Origin of the sequence: Rothia aerolata (assembly GCF_014635585.1) — a bacterium.
Taxonomy (GTDB): domain Bacteria; phylum Actinomycetota; class Actinomycetes; order Actinomycetales; family Micrococcaceae; genus Rothia; species Rothia aerolata.
Window position 1 is genome coordinate 516,570 of sequence record NZ_BMDC01000001.1, and the last position, 17,401, is coordinate 533,970.

15 protein-coding genes are annotated in these 17,401 nt (G+C 44.7%); 6 read left to right on the forward strand and 9 right to left on the reverse strand.

Annotated elements, in window-relative coordinates:
* Nucleotides 1–295: 295 nt before the first annotated feature.
* Genes IEV00_RS02260 through IEV00_RS02275 form a run of 4 tightly spaced genes read right to left on the reverse strand, consistent with a single transcriptional unit; the run spans nt 296 to nt 7,340 of the window.
* Entirely contained in the window at nt 296–1,420 is a 1,125-nt protein-coding gene (locus IEV00_RS02260) for a quinone oxidoreductase family protein (protein WP_188358703.1), read from the reverse strand.
* A gap of 5 nt (nt 1,421–1,425) precedes the next feature.
* On the reverse strand, nt 1,426–4,587 hold the full coding sequence (lanM, locus tag IEV00_RS02265) for a type 2 lanthipeptide synthetase LanM (protein ID WP_188358704.1): 3,162 nt from the start codon (nt 4,585–4,587) through the stop codon (nt 1,426–1,428).
* A 53-nt stretch (nt 4,588–4,640) separates the two neighbouring features.
* Nucleotides 4,641–6,794: a peptidase domain-containing ABC transporter gene (locus IEV00_RS02270; protein ID WP_188358705.1), complete on the reverse strand. Its 2,154-nt coding sequence runs from the start codon at nt 6,792–6,794 to the stop codon at nt 4,641–4,643.
* Between the two features lie 30 nt (nt 6,795–6,824).
* On the reverse strand, nt 6,825–7,340 hold the full coding sequence (locus IEV00_RS02275; RefSeq protein ID WP_188358706.1) for a hypothetical protein: 516 nt from the start codon (nt 7,338–7,340) through the stop codon (nt 6,825–6,827).
* A gap of 100 nt (nt 7,341–7,440) precedes the next feature.
* Between IEV00_RS02275 and IEV00_RS02280 the strand changes: the two genes are divergently transcribed.
* On the forward strand, nt 7,441–8,094 hold the full coding sequence (locus IEV00_RS02280) for a class I SAM-dependent methyltransferase (protein ID WP_188358707.1): 654 nt from the start codon (nt 7,441–7,443) through the stop codon (nt 8,092–8,094).
* Nucleotides 8,084–8,599, forward strand: a complete 516-nt coding sequence (locus IEV00_RS02285) for a hypothetical protein (RefSeq protein WP_188358708.1) — start codon at nt 8,084–8,086, stop codon at nt 8,597–8,599. The genes IEV00_RS02280 and IEV00_RS02285 overlap by 11 nt, the downstream gene beginning before the upstream one ends.
* Here IEV00_RS02285 and IEV00_RS02290 read toward each other — a convergent pair.
* The 4 genes from IEV00_RS02290 to IEV00_RS02305 all read right to left on the reverse strand — a co-directional run bounded on the left by IEV00_RS02290 (nt 8,572) and on the right by IEV00_RS02305 (nt 11,045).
* On the reverse strand, nt 8,572–9,402 hold the full coding sequence (locus tag IEV00_RS02290; protein WP_188358709.1) for a glycosyltransferase family 2 protein: 831 nt from the start codon (nt 9,400–9,402) through the stop codon (nt 8,572–8,574). The genes IEV00_RS02285 and IEV00_RS02290 overlap by 28 nt on opposite strands.
* Nucleotides 9,399–10,457 carry a glycosyltransferase family 2 protein gene (locus tag IEV00_RS02295; protein ID WP_188358710.1) on the reverse strand — a complete coding sequence of 353 codons (1,059 nt, stop codon included), beginning with the start codon at nt 10,455–10,457 and terminating at the stop codon, nt 9,399–9,401. The genes IEV00_RS02290 and IEV00_RS02295 overlap by 4 nt, the downstream gene beginning before the upstream one ends.
* An 80-nt stretch (nt 10,458–10,537) precedes the next feature.
* Complete coding sequence (locus IEV00_RS02300; protein WP_188358711.1) at nt 10,538–10,783, reverse strand: mersacidin/lichenicidin family type 2 lantibiotic; 246 nt, start codon at nt 10,781–10,783, stop codon at nt 10,538–10,540.
* Between the two features lie 31 nt (nt 10,784–10,814).
* Nucleotides 10,815–11,045, reverse strand: a complete 231-nt coding sequence (locus tag IEV00_RS02305) for a mersacidin/lichenicidin family type 2 lantibiotic (protein WP_188358712.1) — start codon at nt 11,043–11,045, stop codon at nt 10,815–10,817.
* Nucleotides 11,046–11,743: 698 nt separating this feature from the next.
* Between IEV00_RS02305 and IEV00_RS02310 the strand changes: the two genes are divergently transcribed.
* From IEV00_RS02310 to IEV00_RS02320, 4 genes are all read left to right on the forward strand, one after another.
* Nucleotides 11,744–12,574: an MBL fold metallo-hydrolase gene (locus IEV00_RS02310; RefSeq protein ID WP_188358713.1), complete on the forward strand. Its 831-nt coding sequence runs from the start codon at nt 11,744–11,746 to the stop codon at nt 12,572–12,574.
* A gap of 90 nt (nt 12,575–12,664) precedes the next feature.
* Nucleotides 12,665–14,128, forward strand: coding sequence for an aldehyde dehydrogenase family protein (locus IEV00_RS02315; protein ID WP_188358714.1), 1,464 nt, complete (start codon nt 12,665–12,667; stop codon nt 14,126–14,128).
* Complete coding sequence (locus IEV00_RS11135) at nt 14,121–14,342, forward strand: hypothetical protein (protein ID WP_229723018.1); 222 nt, start codon at nt 14,121–14,123, stop codon at nt 14,340–14,342. The genes IEV00_RS02315 and IEV00_RS11135 overlap by 8 nt, the downstream gene beginning before the upstream one ends.
* Nucleotides 14,326–14,673 (forward strand): hypothetical protein, encoded by a 348-nt coding sequence (locus IEV00_RS02320; protein WP_229723019.1) that lies wholly within the window; start codon nt 14,326–14,328, stop codon nt 14,671–14,673. Before IEV00_RS11135 ends, IEV00_RS02320 begins: the two co-directional genes overlap by 17 nt.
* Before the next feature lie 866 nt (nt 14,674–15,539).
* Here IEV00_RS02320 and IEV00_RS02325 read toward each other — a convergent pair.
* A complete protein-coding gene (locus IEV00_RS02325; RefSeq protein ID WP_188358715.1) occupies nt 15,540–16,859 on the reverse strand; it encodes an SNIPE associated domain-containing protein in 1,320 nt (439 codons plus the stop codon).
* Nucleotides 16,860–17,401: the final 542 nt, after the last annotated feature.

Genomic DNA, 17,401 nt, shown 5'->3' on the forward strand with positions numbered 1-17,401 from the left:
CAAGCAGAAGATACTGAAACCATAACACCAAAAGAACACTTAATCTCTGAGGAATGGATCGCGCCTTAGTTTAATCAGTCTCTAGAGTTACGTGAGTCTCGAGGGCTGCTAGCTGTTACGTGAAGCTCTCTGGCAGGCCTGGTTCTTCCTCAAGCATCTGTTTCCAATGAACGCTAGATCTTCCCTGCTCATGCGTCTGTATACGCCTTTTGAAATAAGGTCGTGAGGCGAAGACAATAGAGCATTTTATAAATTGAGGGGAAGGAATTACGATCGCCCCCCCTGAATCAGAAACTTAGTCTAGAGACATAACAACTTTACCATTCTTATTCTCGTCTAAAAATGTATGCTCAATAAATCTTAAAGCCTCTTCAGGAGAATAGATTGTATCAATATTAGGTCTCATAAGGCCATCTTCAAACAACTTCAAACCGTTTCGCAGGTCCCCCGACGTACCTATGCAGTTACCTATTATGGTCAGGTTCCTCATTATTGCAAAGTAGAGAGTATTATTGAAAGAACTATTAGTAGAGGATGACCTGTCTTTATCGACAAATTCAGGGTGTTGACCCTGTAATCCACAGGTAATGTAACGCCCCCCGGCCTTTAAATAGGGCAGGATCCTATCAATATGTAAATCAAAAAAAGGATCGAATATAACATCGTACTTATCGAACTCTACAGGCAAACCAGTTGCAAAATTTTGAAGAAAAGAGTGCTCTTCAGAATATTTTGGCCTTATTAGACGATTAATATCTATGTTCGAAATTTTGGCAGGGTCGGTGGTTGATAGAAAAACGTCGGGAGATATATTTGTTACTGCGTCGTACAGAAATTGGCTCGTTACAGATCTCGCACTCATTATAAGAGATGACTCGCCTGGTCTTAAATTTGATCTTCTAACCATACTCATCGCAGTTTGAGCGCCTAGACAAAAACAAGTTGCTTCAACATGTGTCATTTCTTGAGGTTTTTTGATCAATTTAGACTCATGAATCTTAAGCCATCCAGCCCCTGTATGATTCGAAACGATCCCGGGCAGAACTCCTTCAGCTGGTGGGTCAGGATAACTGGCATTCGGCATCACATCGTCGTTGATACGAAAATTAGAGACGTTCTTACCCATAGCCACAACAGTGCCGGAGAACTCTGATCCAATGAAAGAAAACGGGATACGTGGGTTTTCTTTAACTTGTTGCGCGTGTAGTAGCATTATTGATTTATCGCGATAGTTGCAAGACAATGCTCTAACTTTGACAAGCACCATATTAGCGTTATCAGGGGCATCTTCATCAAAGTCTGGTTGTTCATGCTCCATGACACCTATGTTTATATAAGTTTCACCTATGCTAACTTTCCCAAGGTACTGCACAAATGGGAAACTCTTAGCTTCTTCACCTAATATTGCAAAGGACTTCATTTTAATTACCAACTTCCTTTAATGTTCTCCGCACCAAGCAGCAATAGAGGCGCAGACAATGGTTTTTCGGATACAGTTTCCATTAACGGATATATCGTCCCCGTGAAACCATCAAATAGTCCAGGTGTATAAATATTTGACGGCAAACCGCAATTTATAGTTTTTTCCTTATGGTTTTTAATAAGACTATTAAATAATTTTGAATGAACTTCTGAGTATATCTCACTATCAGAAATCTTTCTCAAGTGATGGTAGATTGACAAAAGGCCCGACAAACCATGACAGAAAGAATCACTGCTAAATGACGGCAAGCTAGCGTTTATATGGGTGGTTAATTTCCGCACATGTTCACTCAATCGTGCAGCAGTATCTTTATCTCTCATATAGCAACTTCTCGTATAAGCAGCCAAAACACCAGCGCTCCCCCGACACCAAGAAATATTTTTTAACTCAAGATCAAACTCTTCATCTAGAGTTCTATAATATCTGCCTTGAATATTGTCAAGGATTTCCACATCTCCACGCAATTTGGTGGAACCCTCAATAACAGACAATAACCCAGATACTCCATGTCCGAAGCCATATATTATATCGTCAACTTCGAAGGGCCATTTATTCTCTAAAGCTCTGATTAGGCGCTGTGAAGCAAGTTCAGTTACTTCAACTATACTTTTTTCAATGGCAGGGTCATCCAAGAACCAGCTGTTGATAACATTTAAAATTCCGGCATATCCTGCTATGACATCATATTGAAATTCAGGCTCATCGATTTTTTTATTCAAATACTTATGAAAAATATGTATCGCTTCTGCTTTTTGAAGTGTTCCTGTCTCGACGGCTGTGTATAATATTCCTGAAATTCCGTCATGGGCGCCAGGTCTATTAAATACTGGTTGATAAAAGAGTTCATTACCCTGAAGATACTTACATAGAGATTCTACTGATACTTGAGCAATTGATTCAGCAAACACTTTATATTTATTGCTGTTCAACAATTCAGCTGCAGAATGGAAAAACAAAGCAATACCCGCTTTTCCGTTATAAAGAGAGCTGGAAGTGGGAGCTATGGTCCATTGAGAACCGCTACCAGGAAGGGTGGTTAACCACGATTTGTCCTTTTCGCCAACTGATGAGTTGTATAGATATTGGGCATAAATATCAATAATATCTAAAACGGAACTAGTGGGGCTATGAATAAGACTGTTATATTGGTGTTCATTATTTTTCGGGGTAGCCGCGGCAATGTTATCAACATTATTAAGAGCTGCATTAATAATCCATTGCTGCTGCAGAAGATTTTTATCGTTAAGGTTTTTTATCCTGTTTTCTATAAAGGTAATCGGACAGTATTTAAAATAATCCGCACATACAATACCAGTAGAATCATATAAATTTTTCTCTGTAGGCTTGTACTTGAAAAAAGGAATGTCGCCGTTGCTCAGAGCATCCACTTCAGAAAGCACAACGTTTTCAAGGAACTTATCTTCGCGGGTTGCAGCCCATAATGAGTTCAAGTGAAGCTCGTAATCGAGGTAATCGCGCAACAAATCAGGATGGTAGGAAGTTGCGAGCACTTTTGCGTAGGTAGCAGTATGGCGAACTATATATCTTAGCTCGCAATCAGTAAATGCTTTTAGTTCTTGTAAGATAGGGGTTCTGTTTTCTATGAATACTTGATAGCCAGTAGTGAAACCAGATTTGAAAGACTCTAGATAAAGTGAAGCGTCGACTTCAGCATCGTTGAGGGAGGGTCTGTTCCTTTGCTTCTGCAAGGTCGCTTCACTGGTGCTTTCGAAACGTGTCTTGTCGCCTCCTAGATCGACAACGACCTCTCGCGTACCAGGAATTATCTGACCCGGCTTACCGCCTAAACCGCTAAAATCAACACCTGGGGTCGACTGAGAACCCCACATGGGAACAGGCAGGAGCCCCACTTGTAGGACAGAATCGTTGATTAAGTGTCTGACAAGAAAGTCTCCATCAGATACAAAATCTGGGATCTTGACATCTGGCTGTTGGTGGAAGAGCGCTTCAAGGTCGACTGGAACAGGAAATTCACCAGAAGCGATTATATTTTCAAAATGAAAATCGGAACCGCCAAGAGCGTATAGAACTGATAGTAGCACGCCTTGACGAATATAAAAATTATGAACCTCTTCTACAGTACTACAAGTTTCAAAATCAATAAACTCAAACCATCCATAGTTACCCATATGGATAAATTTAGGGAGGTTAAAGATTGGACAGTTCTTAGCTTTCAATAGCCCTTCGAGCATTTCGCAGAATCGCTGAAAAACATAGTCTACTGTTGAATTTCTAGGTTTATAAACTAACCGTTTACCGTCATCAAGTTTTATAACATGGACGGCGCGACCACCATTGTGGGTATCACCAGCTCCTACATCAATCGAGCTGATATTTTTGATAGGGTCAGTACCTAAGAAATCTCGAAGCTTTTCCCTATCATTCCATAAACGCTTTATAAACTCTTCGTGGGAATTACAACTAGATATAATTACTTCATACAATCGGCGAGCTAAGACGGGATACTCACGAATCAACTCCCTTTTGTAGCTTTTACTTTTAAGTTTGGAGAGGAAATCTTGGAAGCGCTCCTCCGGAGTATTTCCAGCTAACTCACCTCTGACGCGAGATACATTCAATTCTAAAATTAGAACTCTAGAAACCAACTCAAGAGAGCGATGAATAGTTCCAAGCCAAACTTGGTCGAGTAGCGATTCTAATATTTCAATATCCTCGTCATTGGAAGCTAGATCCGCAATAAGCGATTTTCTTAATAATCGCTTCTCGAAATTCAAAATTGGAGCAGCAAAGAATAGCCAACCATAATCAGAAGCGACATCGCTTTTTGCAATAGTGGCTGAGGTTAGCCCGTATACGTCTCCCTCATCTAAAGGAGAATTTGGGGCAAAATAGAGATTATCAATGACCTCAACCCACTCGGGATTATCGACTGCTTGGTTCAGATCGGCGCTGTTCAAACACAGCACTTTTTTAACATCTGAAATATTTCCGTAATGCTTAAGGCGATTATTCAATATATTTACATCACCTGAAGCCACAACTGAATCCCGCCACTTATCGTATCTACAGGTAGAAATATCTTGTGAATTCTTATAATCAAGATAAATTAAACGCTCGCTCAACGTAAGCGCTTTTGACCACCACGGTAAAACCATTATAAGACTGCTCCTGTAGACTAGTTTTCTGCTAATTGCTTTTTAATAAGTTCACTATAATGCCCTCCTAGACTCAGGAGATGACGATGTGAACCTCTTTCGATAATTTTACCATCCTTGAATACAAGGATAAGATCTGAGTCAACAATAGTAGACAGTCTGTGCGCTGACACTACTTTAGTCGCTTTGATAGAATCAAGGTTCTTCATTACATTTGCTTCTGTAACAGCGTCGAGATGACTTGTTGCTTCATCTAGAACTAATAGACAAGGATTACTAATAAGAGCTCTTGCAAGGGCTATACGTTGTCGTTGCCCTCCAGACAAAACGGACCCACTCTCCGAAATAATTGTTTCATACTGCATAGGCATGGCAACTATATCTTCATGAATGCACGCTTTTTTGGCCGCAGTTATTACATATTCCATGGGTACTTCCGGGTCAGTAAACGCGATATTTTGCCTAATGCTTCCAGAGAAAATACTTGCAGATTGGATGACGCTGCCAAAGTTTTTACGAAGTTGCTCTATTGCAATACTTGACTGTGGCACATTTCCATAAAATATAGTTCCGTCAGTTGGTTTTAATAATCCTTGCAGTAGCTTAGCAAAAGTTGACTTCCCGCTACCTGTAGAACCAACAAGCGCAACTTTTGAACCGGATGGGATGTCTACATTGATATTTTGGAGAATGTTCCTGTCTGAAGGAGAGTACTTGAACGAAACATCCCTAAAACATATCGACCCATCATAATCCTCAATAATTGTGTTACCAAATTCATTTTTTTCAGGAGTCGACTCTAAAACATCACTGATCCGTTCCAAATGGGCAAAGGCCAGCTGTATTTGTTGAATCTGGGAAACAATTCTTGTAACCGGAGCAAACATGAGAACAGCCAGACCTTGCGCGGCTAACATTTCACCAAGATCAAGTTTATTCTCTAGAACAAGTAACACACCAAACAGTAGTAAGATTAGTGGAGCAAGAGTAGATATAGTAGAAATTATACTATAAACGATTGCTTCTAACCGACCACGTTTCAAGCTGATATTTAATTGAGTAAAGAAGAGGTCTGACCAACGATTAAATGCGCTATTCTCTGTACCGGTAGCTTTCAATGTTTCTATCGCAGTTAGCGACTCCACCAGAAATCCCTCTGATACAGATTGAGCTTCTAGATCTTTTTGCAACAAACGATGGGTAGGTTTAAGGGATAGCAAAGCTACAGTTGCTAAAATCATACAAATGGTTATAACAACTATTGAAAATTCCATGGACCATGAAAATAGTACCGCTGTATACACCAGTACAAGTAGTATATCTAGAAATGATCCGACCATGCCTTGGGTAATTATGTTTTGGATCGTGTTATTGCTCGTAAGTCTAACCATTAGATCGCCGCTTCCTCTTACCTGAAAAAATCGGAAGGGCAAAGATAGGGTGTGTTCAAAAAAGCTCAGTGTCATTTGTGCAGTCAATTTTCCCTGTAGCCATACTAACAAAAATCCTCTCAGCAGTGTTATTGAAAAGTAAGCAAGTAGCAACAAAACTGTTATTGCAACTAGTATTAAGACTGGTTGAGAATCATAACTAGGAATAATCTTATTAATTATGGTTTTTGTGCTAAAAGGGATAAAAAAACCGACAAATGCCAAAAATAGCGATGCAAAGAATACTTGCCAAAGGCGCGATCTAACGCCTTTGGTTTTCAAAGAGGCAATTAAGTGATGCTTCCATGTGTTCGTAGCGCTCTCCTTGAACAAGTGAGCAGGGGGAATACCTGATCGTTCAAGAGTGATAGCAACGCCCGTAAACTTAGAATCTACTTCTTCCCAGTCGACTCTCCTTCTTCCATGATTTGGGTCGACTATGGTACCTTTGGTTCCATTCCATTTTTCAAGTACTACAAAATGGTTAAATCCCCAGTGTAATATAACTGGTAGTTCAAGTGCATCAAAGGAATCAACCTCCACCCGCAGCCCGCGACCTCGCATTCCAAGTTGTTGAGCGCCCTTTAGTATTGTCAGTGCATTTACGCCGTCACGGCCTGGACTGCAAACTTCGGCTGCTTCGGCGTAAGACAGCTTTATTCCTAATGATTTAGCCATCATAGCTAAACAAGCCGCTCCACAACCTGTTGCAGTCAGTTGTTTTATAACGGGTATTCGTTTCATGCTAGTATGATATTCCTAAATTTGTATTTCTCAATCAATGAACAATTCAAATACGCTTACTTCTTCTGTGGCAACTTGCACCGGATAGTAACCGGAAGATACTTCCGCTCCTATTGTATTGTTACTCAACTTAACGTAAAGCGATTCATCTTCAATACTATAAATTGACTTGATTTCCGCGCCTGGATTCATTTTTTCTATACGAAAATCTTGATTAGCTATTAATTTTAACGGCTTCTCATCTTCATTGAATGTTATGATGATTTTAGATGGATAATCAGTCAGTCCATTTCCAGGGTAAAGACTGTTGGTTTTTTTATCGTAATAAAATACATTTTGATTGTATTCATCGGCACGGCTGGAAAACAGTAGGTATACTAATGATAGAATAAATACAAAAAAAATTGCCCAGAGAAAGCATATAAAGCGCTTCCCCGTATAGGAAGGTAAAACGGATCGCCGAGAACCCGCCATATAGTCCTTGAGCGCGGACCTCCTGAAAAGATGACCACCACCATCCTCTATGTCAACGGCACCCTTGGGCATGTGTCTTTTCCCTTCAAAAATTTAACAATGCTCTAGTCACTTACTATGATATAGTATATTGAAGCATGTTGCGCAGATTCAAGAATATTGAGGATAAGTCATGCAAAGTAAATATATCTCAATTTACGACAATTACTTCGATGATAACTCGGATTATAAACTTCATTTAGGAGCAGGCCCATTTTGTTTCCCAGGATGGCTTAATACAGACTTGCGTCCTCAATCTGATTCAATTTACGAACTTGATGCCTCGGCAAAACTACCATTTGAAGACTGCACGTTCAGTGTAGTTTTCTCGGAGCACCTTATTGAGCATATGGAATACCATTCAGGAGCCCGTATGTTGAGCGAGGTATATAGAGTTCTTAAGCCTGGGGGTTACATCCGATTTTCCACTCCCGACCTACAAAGATTAGTGGAGCTACTTCTTCTCGATAATGACAATGTAAAATCAAGTTACATTAGACTCATAAACCATTTATTTTCTGATGCAGATGATTTAAATGATCCCACCTTTACAATAAATTCTGTGTTTTACTCTCATGGACACCGATTTCTGTACACTGAAGAGCTATTAACTAAATTGTATTCCAGTACTGGATTCAAGGAAATTAAGCGTTTTGATCCGCTAATCAGTGACGTCGAGGGCTTATGTGGACTAGAAAAACATGGTTTACTTTTAGGTGATGAGAGACTAAACACCTTTGAATGTATGGTTATCCAAGCTAGGAAGCCCCTGAATTATGTATCATAAGTCTATTGCTGTTTTATTACTTATAACTTTATTTGTATTTTCAGGCATAACATTTGTGGGGTATAAAGCAGGTTACGATTCTTTCTGGTTTTGTATCCTAACCATATTGGCATCTACCGGATTTGGTTTTTTCATTGGTGCTGCTTCTAGGAGTTTCCCTATCCTTGATATTACTGATAATGTTAATAGATTGGCAGTTAGATCTGGTGTAATTTGGTTCAAAAAGTTGCTTAGCATTTCAAGATGGGACCTCATTACAAAACAGTTGCGCCCATCCCTGAACAGCAAAACTCCTCCACTCTCGCTACTCCAGTCTTTTCAATCAAACTTTGTGGCCCATTTCTGGGGATTCCTCATTCACTTGTTGGCTGCAATTTTCGCTAAAGACAATTTGCTGAGCGTTGCTTTCCTGCTGATAACTGGATACTTTCTACATTTGCTCCCCAGCTTTTTGCAATTGCATCTCCTGTGGCGGGTTCAAAAACTAAAATCACTTTCAAAGTGAATATCTTTTGAATTACTAACAACCCAGTCATAATACTTTAATTGTGTTCCAATTGCAGTACCGTAATGTGTCCCGAAGTTATTCTCTATGTTGATATTGCTTCTTCGTAAATCAACTGACTTCCACCGCTGAGTAAAATCAGACATACCGTGAAACCTATAATGTAAAAGTTTCGGAACGGATTGCTCTTCAGACTCTTCATATATGATCATACTTGTTGGGAATGGATCAACTTTATACACTTTTCCACAGTTTGAATTTGGATAAATCTTTGGTTCTGGTTTGTACATGGCACTATGTGCGCCCGGCCCGAATATCACCTGACTGACTCTTTTAGGTGAAAAAATAATAGGTTTTGAGTATAAGCGGTTTCCGATTCCTTTGAGTGAAGAACGTTTATTTTTTTCATTCGATGGTGAATATGGGAAGTTAGATTCCGGACTCATATCGTATCCTCTTGGTGTGACTACTGATATATTTTCTCTTTCACACCACTCCAAGAATTCAAAAATATGCGGGTGATAAAGAAGTTCATCGGAATCAACACAAATGACCCAATCGTAATTATCGTAATTCAGCCAAGCTTCAGACTTTATTTTTGAGTTTAGATCATCTCTTAGCTTTTGATTTGAATCAAAATGATATAATTCCGTAATATTGCAGCGTCGAACTATATCTGGTGTACTATCATCAGACATATTGTCAAAGACAATAATTTTTTGGGCGAACTGTGAATAATGGAACAAAAATGATTCCATTATTTTTTCTTCATTCCAGGCTACAGTAATAACAACTATTTTCATGCTTTTACACCTCCGGATTCCTGAAGTATGCTTGTTATCATTTGTAGTTTACCCCTGAATCTTTTTTTCAAGATAGCTTCGATAGTTTGAGCATGATTTTTTTCAGGTGTATATATATCTACACCGATGAGATAAGAACCGTCCGCTTGGGGCACTGCGCGCAAAGGAGGCCAAGGATATTTATAGTCATATTTTTCTAGCGACTCCTTAAGATCTTCCCAAGATTTGAACACTTTTGTTCCATTTGAGTGCATAGGTATTGTAATTTTTTCCCCACCCCAAAGGTCTCTATACCACTCAAGGGTTTCCACTTTTGTGAGTTCTATTGCTTTTTTCTCTATATCGGGTTTCAGTAAGTTTTCGTGAAATCGATTAGCCGTTTCTGAGTCGGGAATCCTACCAAGTTTAAGATACCATTTTACAGGCATACTATGGATTCTGGAATCATCATGTTTTACTATATTAACTAAGTGTTCGTAGACTGTTGTAAAAGACAGATTTAATTTAGTTATATTGACCCATCTATGCCAATCTTCCAATCCAAATTTGTTAATTGTCCAATCCCCCACTAGATCCGCTACTCTTCTTCTATATGAAACCTGAGACGGTTGAAACATTGGACCCATAATTTGGATTTCACTACTCCAAATCATATCCTGTATACAAGATCGGTTGATTATATTATGATTGATATCAATATTGTTAACACCGACAGCAACAACGTCTATTGATTCTTGCATATATAATTCATACAAAGTTGACAAATACCTTGAGTCATAGGTGTCATCCTGGTCTAGATAACATATTACATCGCCGTCACTTAGTTTTAATCCCAAATTTCTTGGAATCCCTGGGTGCCCTACGTTATCACGTATTGTAATCATTCTAATTCTATCGTCCATTAGACTATTAACTATGGACTCAGTCTCATCTGTGCACCCATCTAGAACGATTATAGCTTCCCAGTTATTGTATTTTTGATTTTGCAGTGAGTTTATAGCATCCCTAATATAAGATGCTCCATTGTATGTTGGGATAATAATACTGAATTTCATTGAACCGTTTTAAACTAAAGAAATAGCCCCCTGATGTGACAGGAGACTATTTCCCTTACATTATAAGTATTTCTAGATTTTTATTTACGGGTTGTCAGGTAAACGCTAGCACCGCCGCCAACTGCACTAAGCAACGCACCCGCAGAGTATGCGATCAACGGGGTGCCGCCTCCGGACGCTGCTAGAAGTTCCTCTTCAGACAGTTCTGCGATACCCGCGGGATGTGCAGGGATCATAGCAAGCTGGTCGTCGGTCAACGTGTTTCGATATTCAGCGTTCTTCCATGCCTCCGCAACATCAACGGCGGCAATTACATCAGACTTCATAATATTCCTCTACCGTGTCAGATATCTTAACTTACTTACCCGTGCAACCTGCGAACGAGGCGATAACCGATGCTGCGCCGGAAGCAAGTAGTGAGTAAGTAAACAGGATGGGTGTTCCGCCGCCGTTTGCTGCCACCAGGTCCTCCTCGCTCAGCTCAATGATTCCTGCTGGACTAGCGGGGATCATATGGCGCTGTTCAGGGGTCAAGGAGTTACGGTACGACTCAGACTTCCATGCGCGGGCAATGTCAATTTCTTCCATGACAAGCTCCAAAATATTCTCGGGTGTGCAATATGGGCTATGACCTATATCATAACAATCTTATTGTAATCTAAAAAAACACTTATTGTCAAGTGTTTCAAAAAAAATTTTCCAGGCTAGACAATAACATTTATAGGTTTTTCAACATGACGCACTATCAGAACCTCAGTGCACCACCCCTTTTAGATAGTCATTGTTAAAAATTACACTCACCGATCAATAATTGCATTGTAAAGCAATTACAAATCCTTTAAATTTAAGGTAAATAGGGTAAATAAAAGGGTATTAATTTTCAGGTTATTTTTGGTAGGTCAACCGGCCAGCATGAGATCGCTACGCCTATTTCACGACGGTTGCGACACCAGTTTATAGCAGCAAAGACCCCCTGCAGTACTGAAAATTTGCCTCTTCGATATTTTCAAACCTTTGTGCGCTCAAAAGATAGCAAATCAAGATGACGCTTCTGGATAAATTATAAGGGATTGATTTTCTCACTTACTATAGGGCAAATTACAAATTTTTTATTGAAAACTCATATGCTAATTGTGCACTACACCAGGACCCTAGTCCACGAGGTACCGCAAACAGCGACATCGACAATATTTCTACTATGGGGTGCAGCTATTAGAGAATGAGAGACCGAAGGGGCTTCCTGCCCTTCAAAAAACTAACGTGCCAAGCAACTCCAGCCAGACCGCTTGCCCCCCATCACCCTCAGCGAGCACATCATGGAAGCTATCCGCTCTGTCACCGATAAGCCGGTCACCCACGTGGTCTACTCCCACTGGCATGCCGACCACATCGGAGTAACCCCGGTCTACGGCGAGAATGTAGAAATCATCGCCCACGAGAAGACCAAGGAGCTGCTGACCCGCTTCCCCGATGAAAACCGCCCCCTGCCCACCATTACCTTCGATAAGGAGTACAAGCTGAGCGTAGGCGGCCTGGATATTGAACTGCGCTACTACGGCCAGTCCCACTCCGAAGGCCTGATCTTCAGCTACCTGCCCAAGGAGAAGGTGCTGATGGCAGTGGACATCGCCTCCCCCGGTTGGGTTACCTTCCGCGACGCCGACGCTTCCGAGAACTTCAACGGCTACGTTGAGGCTTTCGACAAGATTCTTGACTACGACTTCGACATCGTGATTTCCGGTCACGTCTCGACGTACGGTAACCGCGAAGACGTCGAAGAGGGTAAGGAGTACATGAAGGATTTGGAGAAGTACGCCAAGATTGCCCTGGAAACCGTGGACATGGAGTACTTCACCAAGCAGCTCGAAGGCACTCCTTATAAGGTAGCCTTCCGCTTTGCCGAGGAAAACTACTTCCAGGCGGCCACCAACTACGGCACCAAGCTCATGCTCGAGGCTCCGACCTCCAACGGCAAGCTCTGGGCTGAGCGACTGAACGGTGTTGAGGCCTTCACCGCCCACAACATGTTCGCCATGATCGAGCACACCAGGCTCGAAAAGCCCCACGGTGGCTACATGACCCAGAAGGGCAAGCCCTTCCCCAAGTGGTACGCCTAGTACCCGCCCCTTTCCGCCCGGTGGGCAGCAAATCTCAGTTACCCACCGGGCACTCCTTCTTTACAGATTGACCTACGATAAGGAAAGAAAATGTCACAGCTTGAAAAAGCAGTCCACTGGATTAACGGCCAATGGGTAGATTCCGGTGAAACCAAAGAAAGCCACGACCCCGCCACCGGTGAGGTGATTGGAACTTATGTTGAGGCTGGCCCCGACGAAATGCAGCAGGCTATCGATGCCGCTCAGAAGGCCTTTAAAGAAACCGACTGGAAAGACAACCGCCGCCTGCGCAACATCGTGCTAACCAAGCTGGCTGAAGCTTTCGAGCAAGCTATGCCCGAGCTGGTGGAGATTACCGGCCTGGAAAACGGCAAGGTCAAGTCCCATGCTGAAATCGAATTTGAGGTTGTTCCCCATACTTTCCGTGTCAATGCCGGTCTGACCCTGACCGACTTTGGTCGCGCTATGCAGGTTATCCCCGGTAGCCTCGATATGGTTCTGCGCGAACCAGTAGGTGTTGCAGGTATTATCGCTCCCTGGAACTCCCCGGTTGCCTTGGGCGTGCGCTCACTTGCCCCTGCGCTGGCAGCCGGCACCACCGTCGTCATGCATCTACCCCGCCAGACCGCCCACATCAACCATCTCATTGCCAAGACCATCGCCTCGGTCAAGGAGATTCCCGAGGGAGTTATCAACGTGGTCATTGGTGGGGCAAAGACCGGCCAGCTGTTGGTTGACTCCCCCGCCGTCCCCACTATTTCCTTTACCGGTTCCAGCCAGACCGGTCGCTCCATTTCTGCCTCGGGTGCAGACAACCTCAAGCGCTTTGGTCTTGAGCTGGGCGGTAAGACCCCTATGGTGGTCTTTGACGATGCTGATATTGACGCCTATGTTGCCACCCAGGTTCCCGCCCTGTCTGTCTTCGCTGGCCAGTTCTGCATGACCGCCTCGCGGGTGCTGGTACACGAGTCAGTTGCCGATGAGGTACGCACCAAGCTGGTGGATGCTCTCTCGCAGATTAAGGTTGGCCCGGCAGCTGACCCCAGCTCTGAGATGGGTCCGCTGATTGACCGCCCCAACGTGGAACGAGTCAACGGCATGGTTGAAGACGCCATCAACGACGGCGCTAAGGTTCTGCTGCGCGGTGGCCCCTTCACCGAGGGTCCGCTCTCAGAGGGTGCCTTCTATGCCCCGACCCTTCTCGAAGTTGATTCCTGTGATTTTGATATCGTTCAGCAGGAGGTCTTTGGCCCCGTGCTGGTTATGCAGACCTTCACTTCTGAAGAAGAGGCTATCGAGATGGCCAACGCCACCGAATACGGTCTGGCCGCCGCCATTTGGTCGCGCGATATCGACCGCCCCCTGCGGGTGGCCCGCGAGATTGAGGCAGGCACCGTCTGGATTAACGACTGGGCAGCCCTCTTCGACCAGTTCGAAGAGGGAGGATACAAGGCCTCCGGCGTTGGCCGCATGCGCGGTCTTGCTGTACTCGATGATTTCCTGGAATGCAAGCACATTTCCCTGGGCCCAGGCCGGGTAGGCGACCATGGCTAGCCAAGAGTTCACTATCGCCCCGGCGGGCGTGTCCGTGCCCACGCCGGGGCGCTGGGAGGACAAAGCCGCAATCCGCGAGGTCATCGATAACTGGGTGATTTTCTCGGATTCGGGCCTGTGGGGAGAATTCACCACGGTCTGGAATGACGGCGCCGATATGTCTGCCACCTGGAAGGAGGCTCCCGCCACCGAGTTTGGTGCTGGTAGATGTTGACTGTACCGGCCGCTTCTTCGACTTCTTTGAGAAGATCGACGGTAGATGGGGCATCTCTCGCCGCTGGTGCATCTATGAGAAAGACCGCATGGACCCGGTAAATTCAAGCCAAACTCTTCAGCTCGATCAAGAGTTGCTTGATTCCTTCCCCGAGGGCTACCGGCACCTGGCCTACCTGCAAACCCAGATTGGCTATCAGATTTCTGGCCACCCGCGGGCCGGAATGAAGGGTCCCGAAATTGAGGAGCTCTATGCTGCTGGCCGGGATTTTCTGGCCGGTGAGCCCCTCTCAGCAATTGAGCCGATTCCTAGCGATCCTATTTTGAGCTAGCTGAAGCGACAACTCACCGGGGCAGAGCAACTCTACTTGAGCTACCCTGTATCTGGAGAGGCCACTTTTATACCGTTTTTTTGCTGATTTCCGGTATAAAAGTGGCCTCTCGGGCGTTCTCCGCAGAGAAGGTACAAGCGAAGTCCCCCGGGTACAAGACAATACTTGTCCCCGGGGACCACGCTTGTACTTTCGACACCCCGATGAGAAGTAACTTGTACCTTGTTTCCACCGAGTTTCCCGAGTGGTCATTTTTGTACCGAAAACTGGAGAAAAACGGTCTAAAAATGGCCGCTCGATCATTTGGGCAGATCTTGTAGCTACCCTATTTCATCAAGTCGCTGAAGCGTTGAAATATGCCTCAAGCAACAACTCTGCATGCTGACCCTTCTGGGTAAGTGAACGAGCATTAGGTTGAAAGGCGCTGGCTTCTGTGCGGGGGCGGTGATTTGTCCTAGAACTCTGAACTAGCAGTGGGTTATAGGACTAAAAGTGTGTCCTCAACACCCCGCGTACCCCCAACAAACACAAGACACCCAGTCCCACAACTTAGCCCCAGAAGCTAGCATCAACCTTCTACCGCCTAAAATTCCAGCATCTACAATATGAGGCAGTCATGAATTTCGTCCGGAAACAAACTCTCGATACACGTAGATTCCCGTTGCTAGACCTAAGGTACAAGCAAAGCCGGGTTGAGAAGCCACTTTTGTGCCGAAAATCTGCGAAAACCCTGTATGCCAGCTAGCTGTAGACGCAGAGCATGCCCTCCAAAATCGGAGCCGACCAGGACCTAGAAAAGCAAGAGTTGTAGCAGAAGCTCAGTCCCATTCTCGACAGTGGGACTGGGATTCTTTGCGTTAACCTCGCTATACCTTCGAATCTGCCTCAGCTATCTGCAGGCTCGTGTAATACTGCTCAGCCTCAGCTTCTTCATTAAACTCAAGTACATCACCGGCAATGCTATCGAGGGCGGCGTGGACCTCTGCCGGGGTGGCGTAGAAGAATTCGCGACGCAGGTTCACGCGGTTCACGCGTTGCTTAGCAAAGGCTTCATGTAGCTGGTGCTCGACATCAACGGCATCCTCAGTGAAGAAGAGGGCATGTACATCGAATCCGAAAGGTACAGATGCGTCTCCAAGCTCGCGAACTCGGTCCATAGGGTCGAGACGGCGGGTCATGCCAATCTTGACCATGCGTTGCCCAAAGGAGCCGATGTTTGAGATAACGTAGACGTAGCCGGCACGCGTGTTAGCCTTACGGTAATCCACATCGGCGATACCTGCATCAATCTGTTCTAACTCAGCCTGAATCTCTGCAATGCGCTCGCTATCGCCGGTAGCCTGAATACGGGCCAAGACATTTTCAAAGTGCTTGCGCTCCTTTAGTAGAGCCTTTTTCTTGGCCTCCATCTCAGCCTCTGCCTGGGCCTGCTCGCGCAATGCCTCACGCATTGCTCGTTGCTCCTCTTTTTCAATCTCGCGGGCTTGCTCGACCTGCCCGGCAATTTCTAGTTCCTGACCCTTGAGACGCTGATACTCATAGCTAATTGAAATATCCAAAGGCTTAGTCAGGCGGGAAATAGCGTCGGCTGCTTTGCCGATTTTGTCAGCGCTCGACTGGACGTTTTTAGCCGTTACAGACTTGATGATGTTCTCCACCTCAGCGTTAAAGCAACGCAGAGCCAGACGGGCAATATTCTTCTTGAGCTGTTTAACCTTACCGGCTGCTGTGGGCAGAAGCTCATTCTCATCTGCATCCACTGCCAGCCCACTAGAAGACAGAGTTTTCATCTCACTCCGAAGCTCACGCAAATCAGTTTTGAGTTCAGTGTATGAAGTGGCGGGGTGAGCAAAGTCTTCAAGGCCTAGTGTTAGTGTCACGAACTTATTTTCAAGCTCAGGAATTTCTGCAATCAGACTACTCTTCTGGGCGTTCAGCTCATCCACACGGGCCTTAGCGAAGCTCATGGCCTTGTCTTGCTCCCACACCTCAGCGCCCCCGTGGGAGTCCATAAACATCTGGAGGTGTTCATTATGCCCGCGCAAGCGCTCAAGCTCCTGATTGAGAGACACGATTTCCTCGGCCATTTTGAGTATAACGTCGTTTTTCTTACGGGCTAGCGAAGTGAAGTGCTCAGCCACCATTGCCGGTGATACTGAATCGGCTGGATAATGCTGTTGCGTCATCGATTACTCCGTGGTGCGTAGGGAATGGGGTCTTTTGCTTTACGGTAGGAGGCATGCCTGTTGAGGTAGTGAAACAGCAAGAAAGCAGCCAGTGGGGCACAGACGAAAACGCCTCCTGAAGGTAGCGTCGCCAATGAGCAGAGAATGAAAAAGTACCCCCAGTAGAGCCAGCTCTTACCTGGGAGGTGAGCATTCCTCATCTCAACTTTCTGTGCATAGGAGAGGTACACTTCCGATGCAGTTGGTGGCCTCACCCCTGGATAAGGCTCGAAAAGCTCGGGTTCGTATTTCATGGAAACCTCGTATGTGAATGAAACACCCCACAATTGGGGACAACAAGGTTAACTTTACGATTAAATGGAGGGCAGAAGCGCTCCAGACACAAAAGATCCTGCCGCCTTCATTGGTTGCAGGTCCCCCTGGGAGGGGACTCCCCCGGGGTGTTTTCGGTTGCCGTCCGCACAGTTCTGCCTCTCTCTGTGTGTACGGGTCTGGGAGGGCATACTTTTTTCATACTCCCCCCCCCCCCCCCCCCCCCCCCC

What these genes read in the sequence shown, in the direction of transcription:
- IEV00_RS02300 (WP_188358711.1), bottom strand. Translation starts at nt 10,783, where the DNA reads ATGAAGTCTGATGTAATTGCCGCCGTTGATGTTGCGGAGGCATGGAAG.
- IEV00_RS02325 (WP_188358715.1), bottom strand. Translation starts at nt 16,859, where the DNA reads ATGACGCAACAGCATTATCCAGCCGATTCAGTATCACCGGCAATGGTG.
- IEV00_RS02285 (WP_188358708.1), top strand. Translation starts at nt 8,084, where the DNA reads ATGTATCATAAGTCTATTGCTGTTTTATTACTTATAACTTTATTTGTA.
- IEV00_RS02315 (WP_188358714.1), top strand. Translation starts at nt 12,665, where the DNA reads ATGTCACAGCTTGAAAAAGCAGTCCACTGGATTAACGGCCAATGGGTA.
- IEV00_RS11135 (WP_229723018.1), top strand. Translation starts at nt 14,121, where the DNA reads ATGGCTAGCCAAGAGTTCACTATCGCCCCGGCGGGCGTGTCCGTGCCC.
- IEV00_RS02275 (WP_188358706.1), bottom strand. Translation starts at nt 7,340, where the DNA reads ATGCCCAAGGGTGCCGTTGACATAGAGGATGGTGGTGGTCATCTTTTC.
- IEV00_RS02280 (WP_188358707.1), top strand. Translation starts at nt 7,441, where the DNA reads ATGCAAAGTAAATATATCTCAATTTACGACAATTACTTCGATGATAAC.
- IEV00_RS02270 (WP_188358705.1), bottom strand. Translation starts at nt 6,794, where the DNA reads ATGAAACGAATACCCGTTATAAAACAACTGACTGCAACAGGTTGTGGA.
- IEV00_RS02295 (WP_188358710.1), bottom strand. Translation starts at nt 10,457, where the DNA reads ATGAAATTCAGTATTATTATCCCAACATACAATGGAGCATCTTATATT.
- IEV00_RS02290 (WP_188358709.1), bottom strand. Translation starts at nt 9,402, where the DNA reads ATGAAAATAGTTGTTATTACTGTAGCCTGGAATGAAGAAAAAATAATG.
- IEV00_RS02305 (WP_188358712.1), bottom strand. Translation starts at nt 11,045, where the DNA reads ATGGAAGAAATTGACATTGCCCGCGCATGGAAGTCTGAGTCGTACCGT.
- IEV00_RS02260 (WP_188358703.1), bottom strand. Translation starts at nt 1,420, where the DNA reads ATGAAGTCCTTTGCAATATTAGGTGAAGAAGCTAAGAGTTTCCCATTT.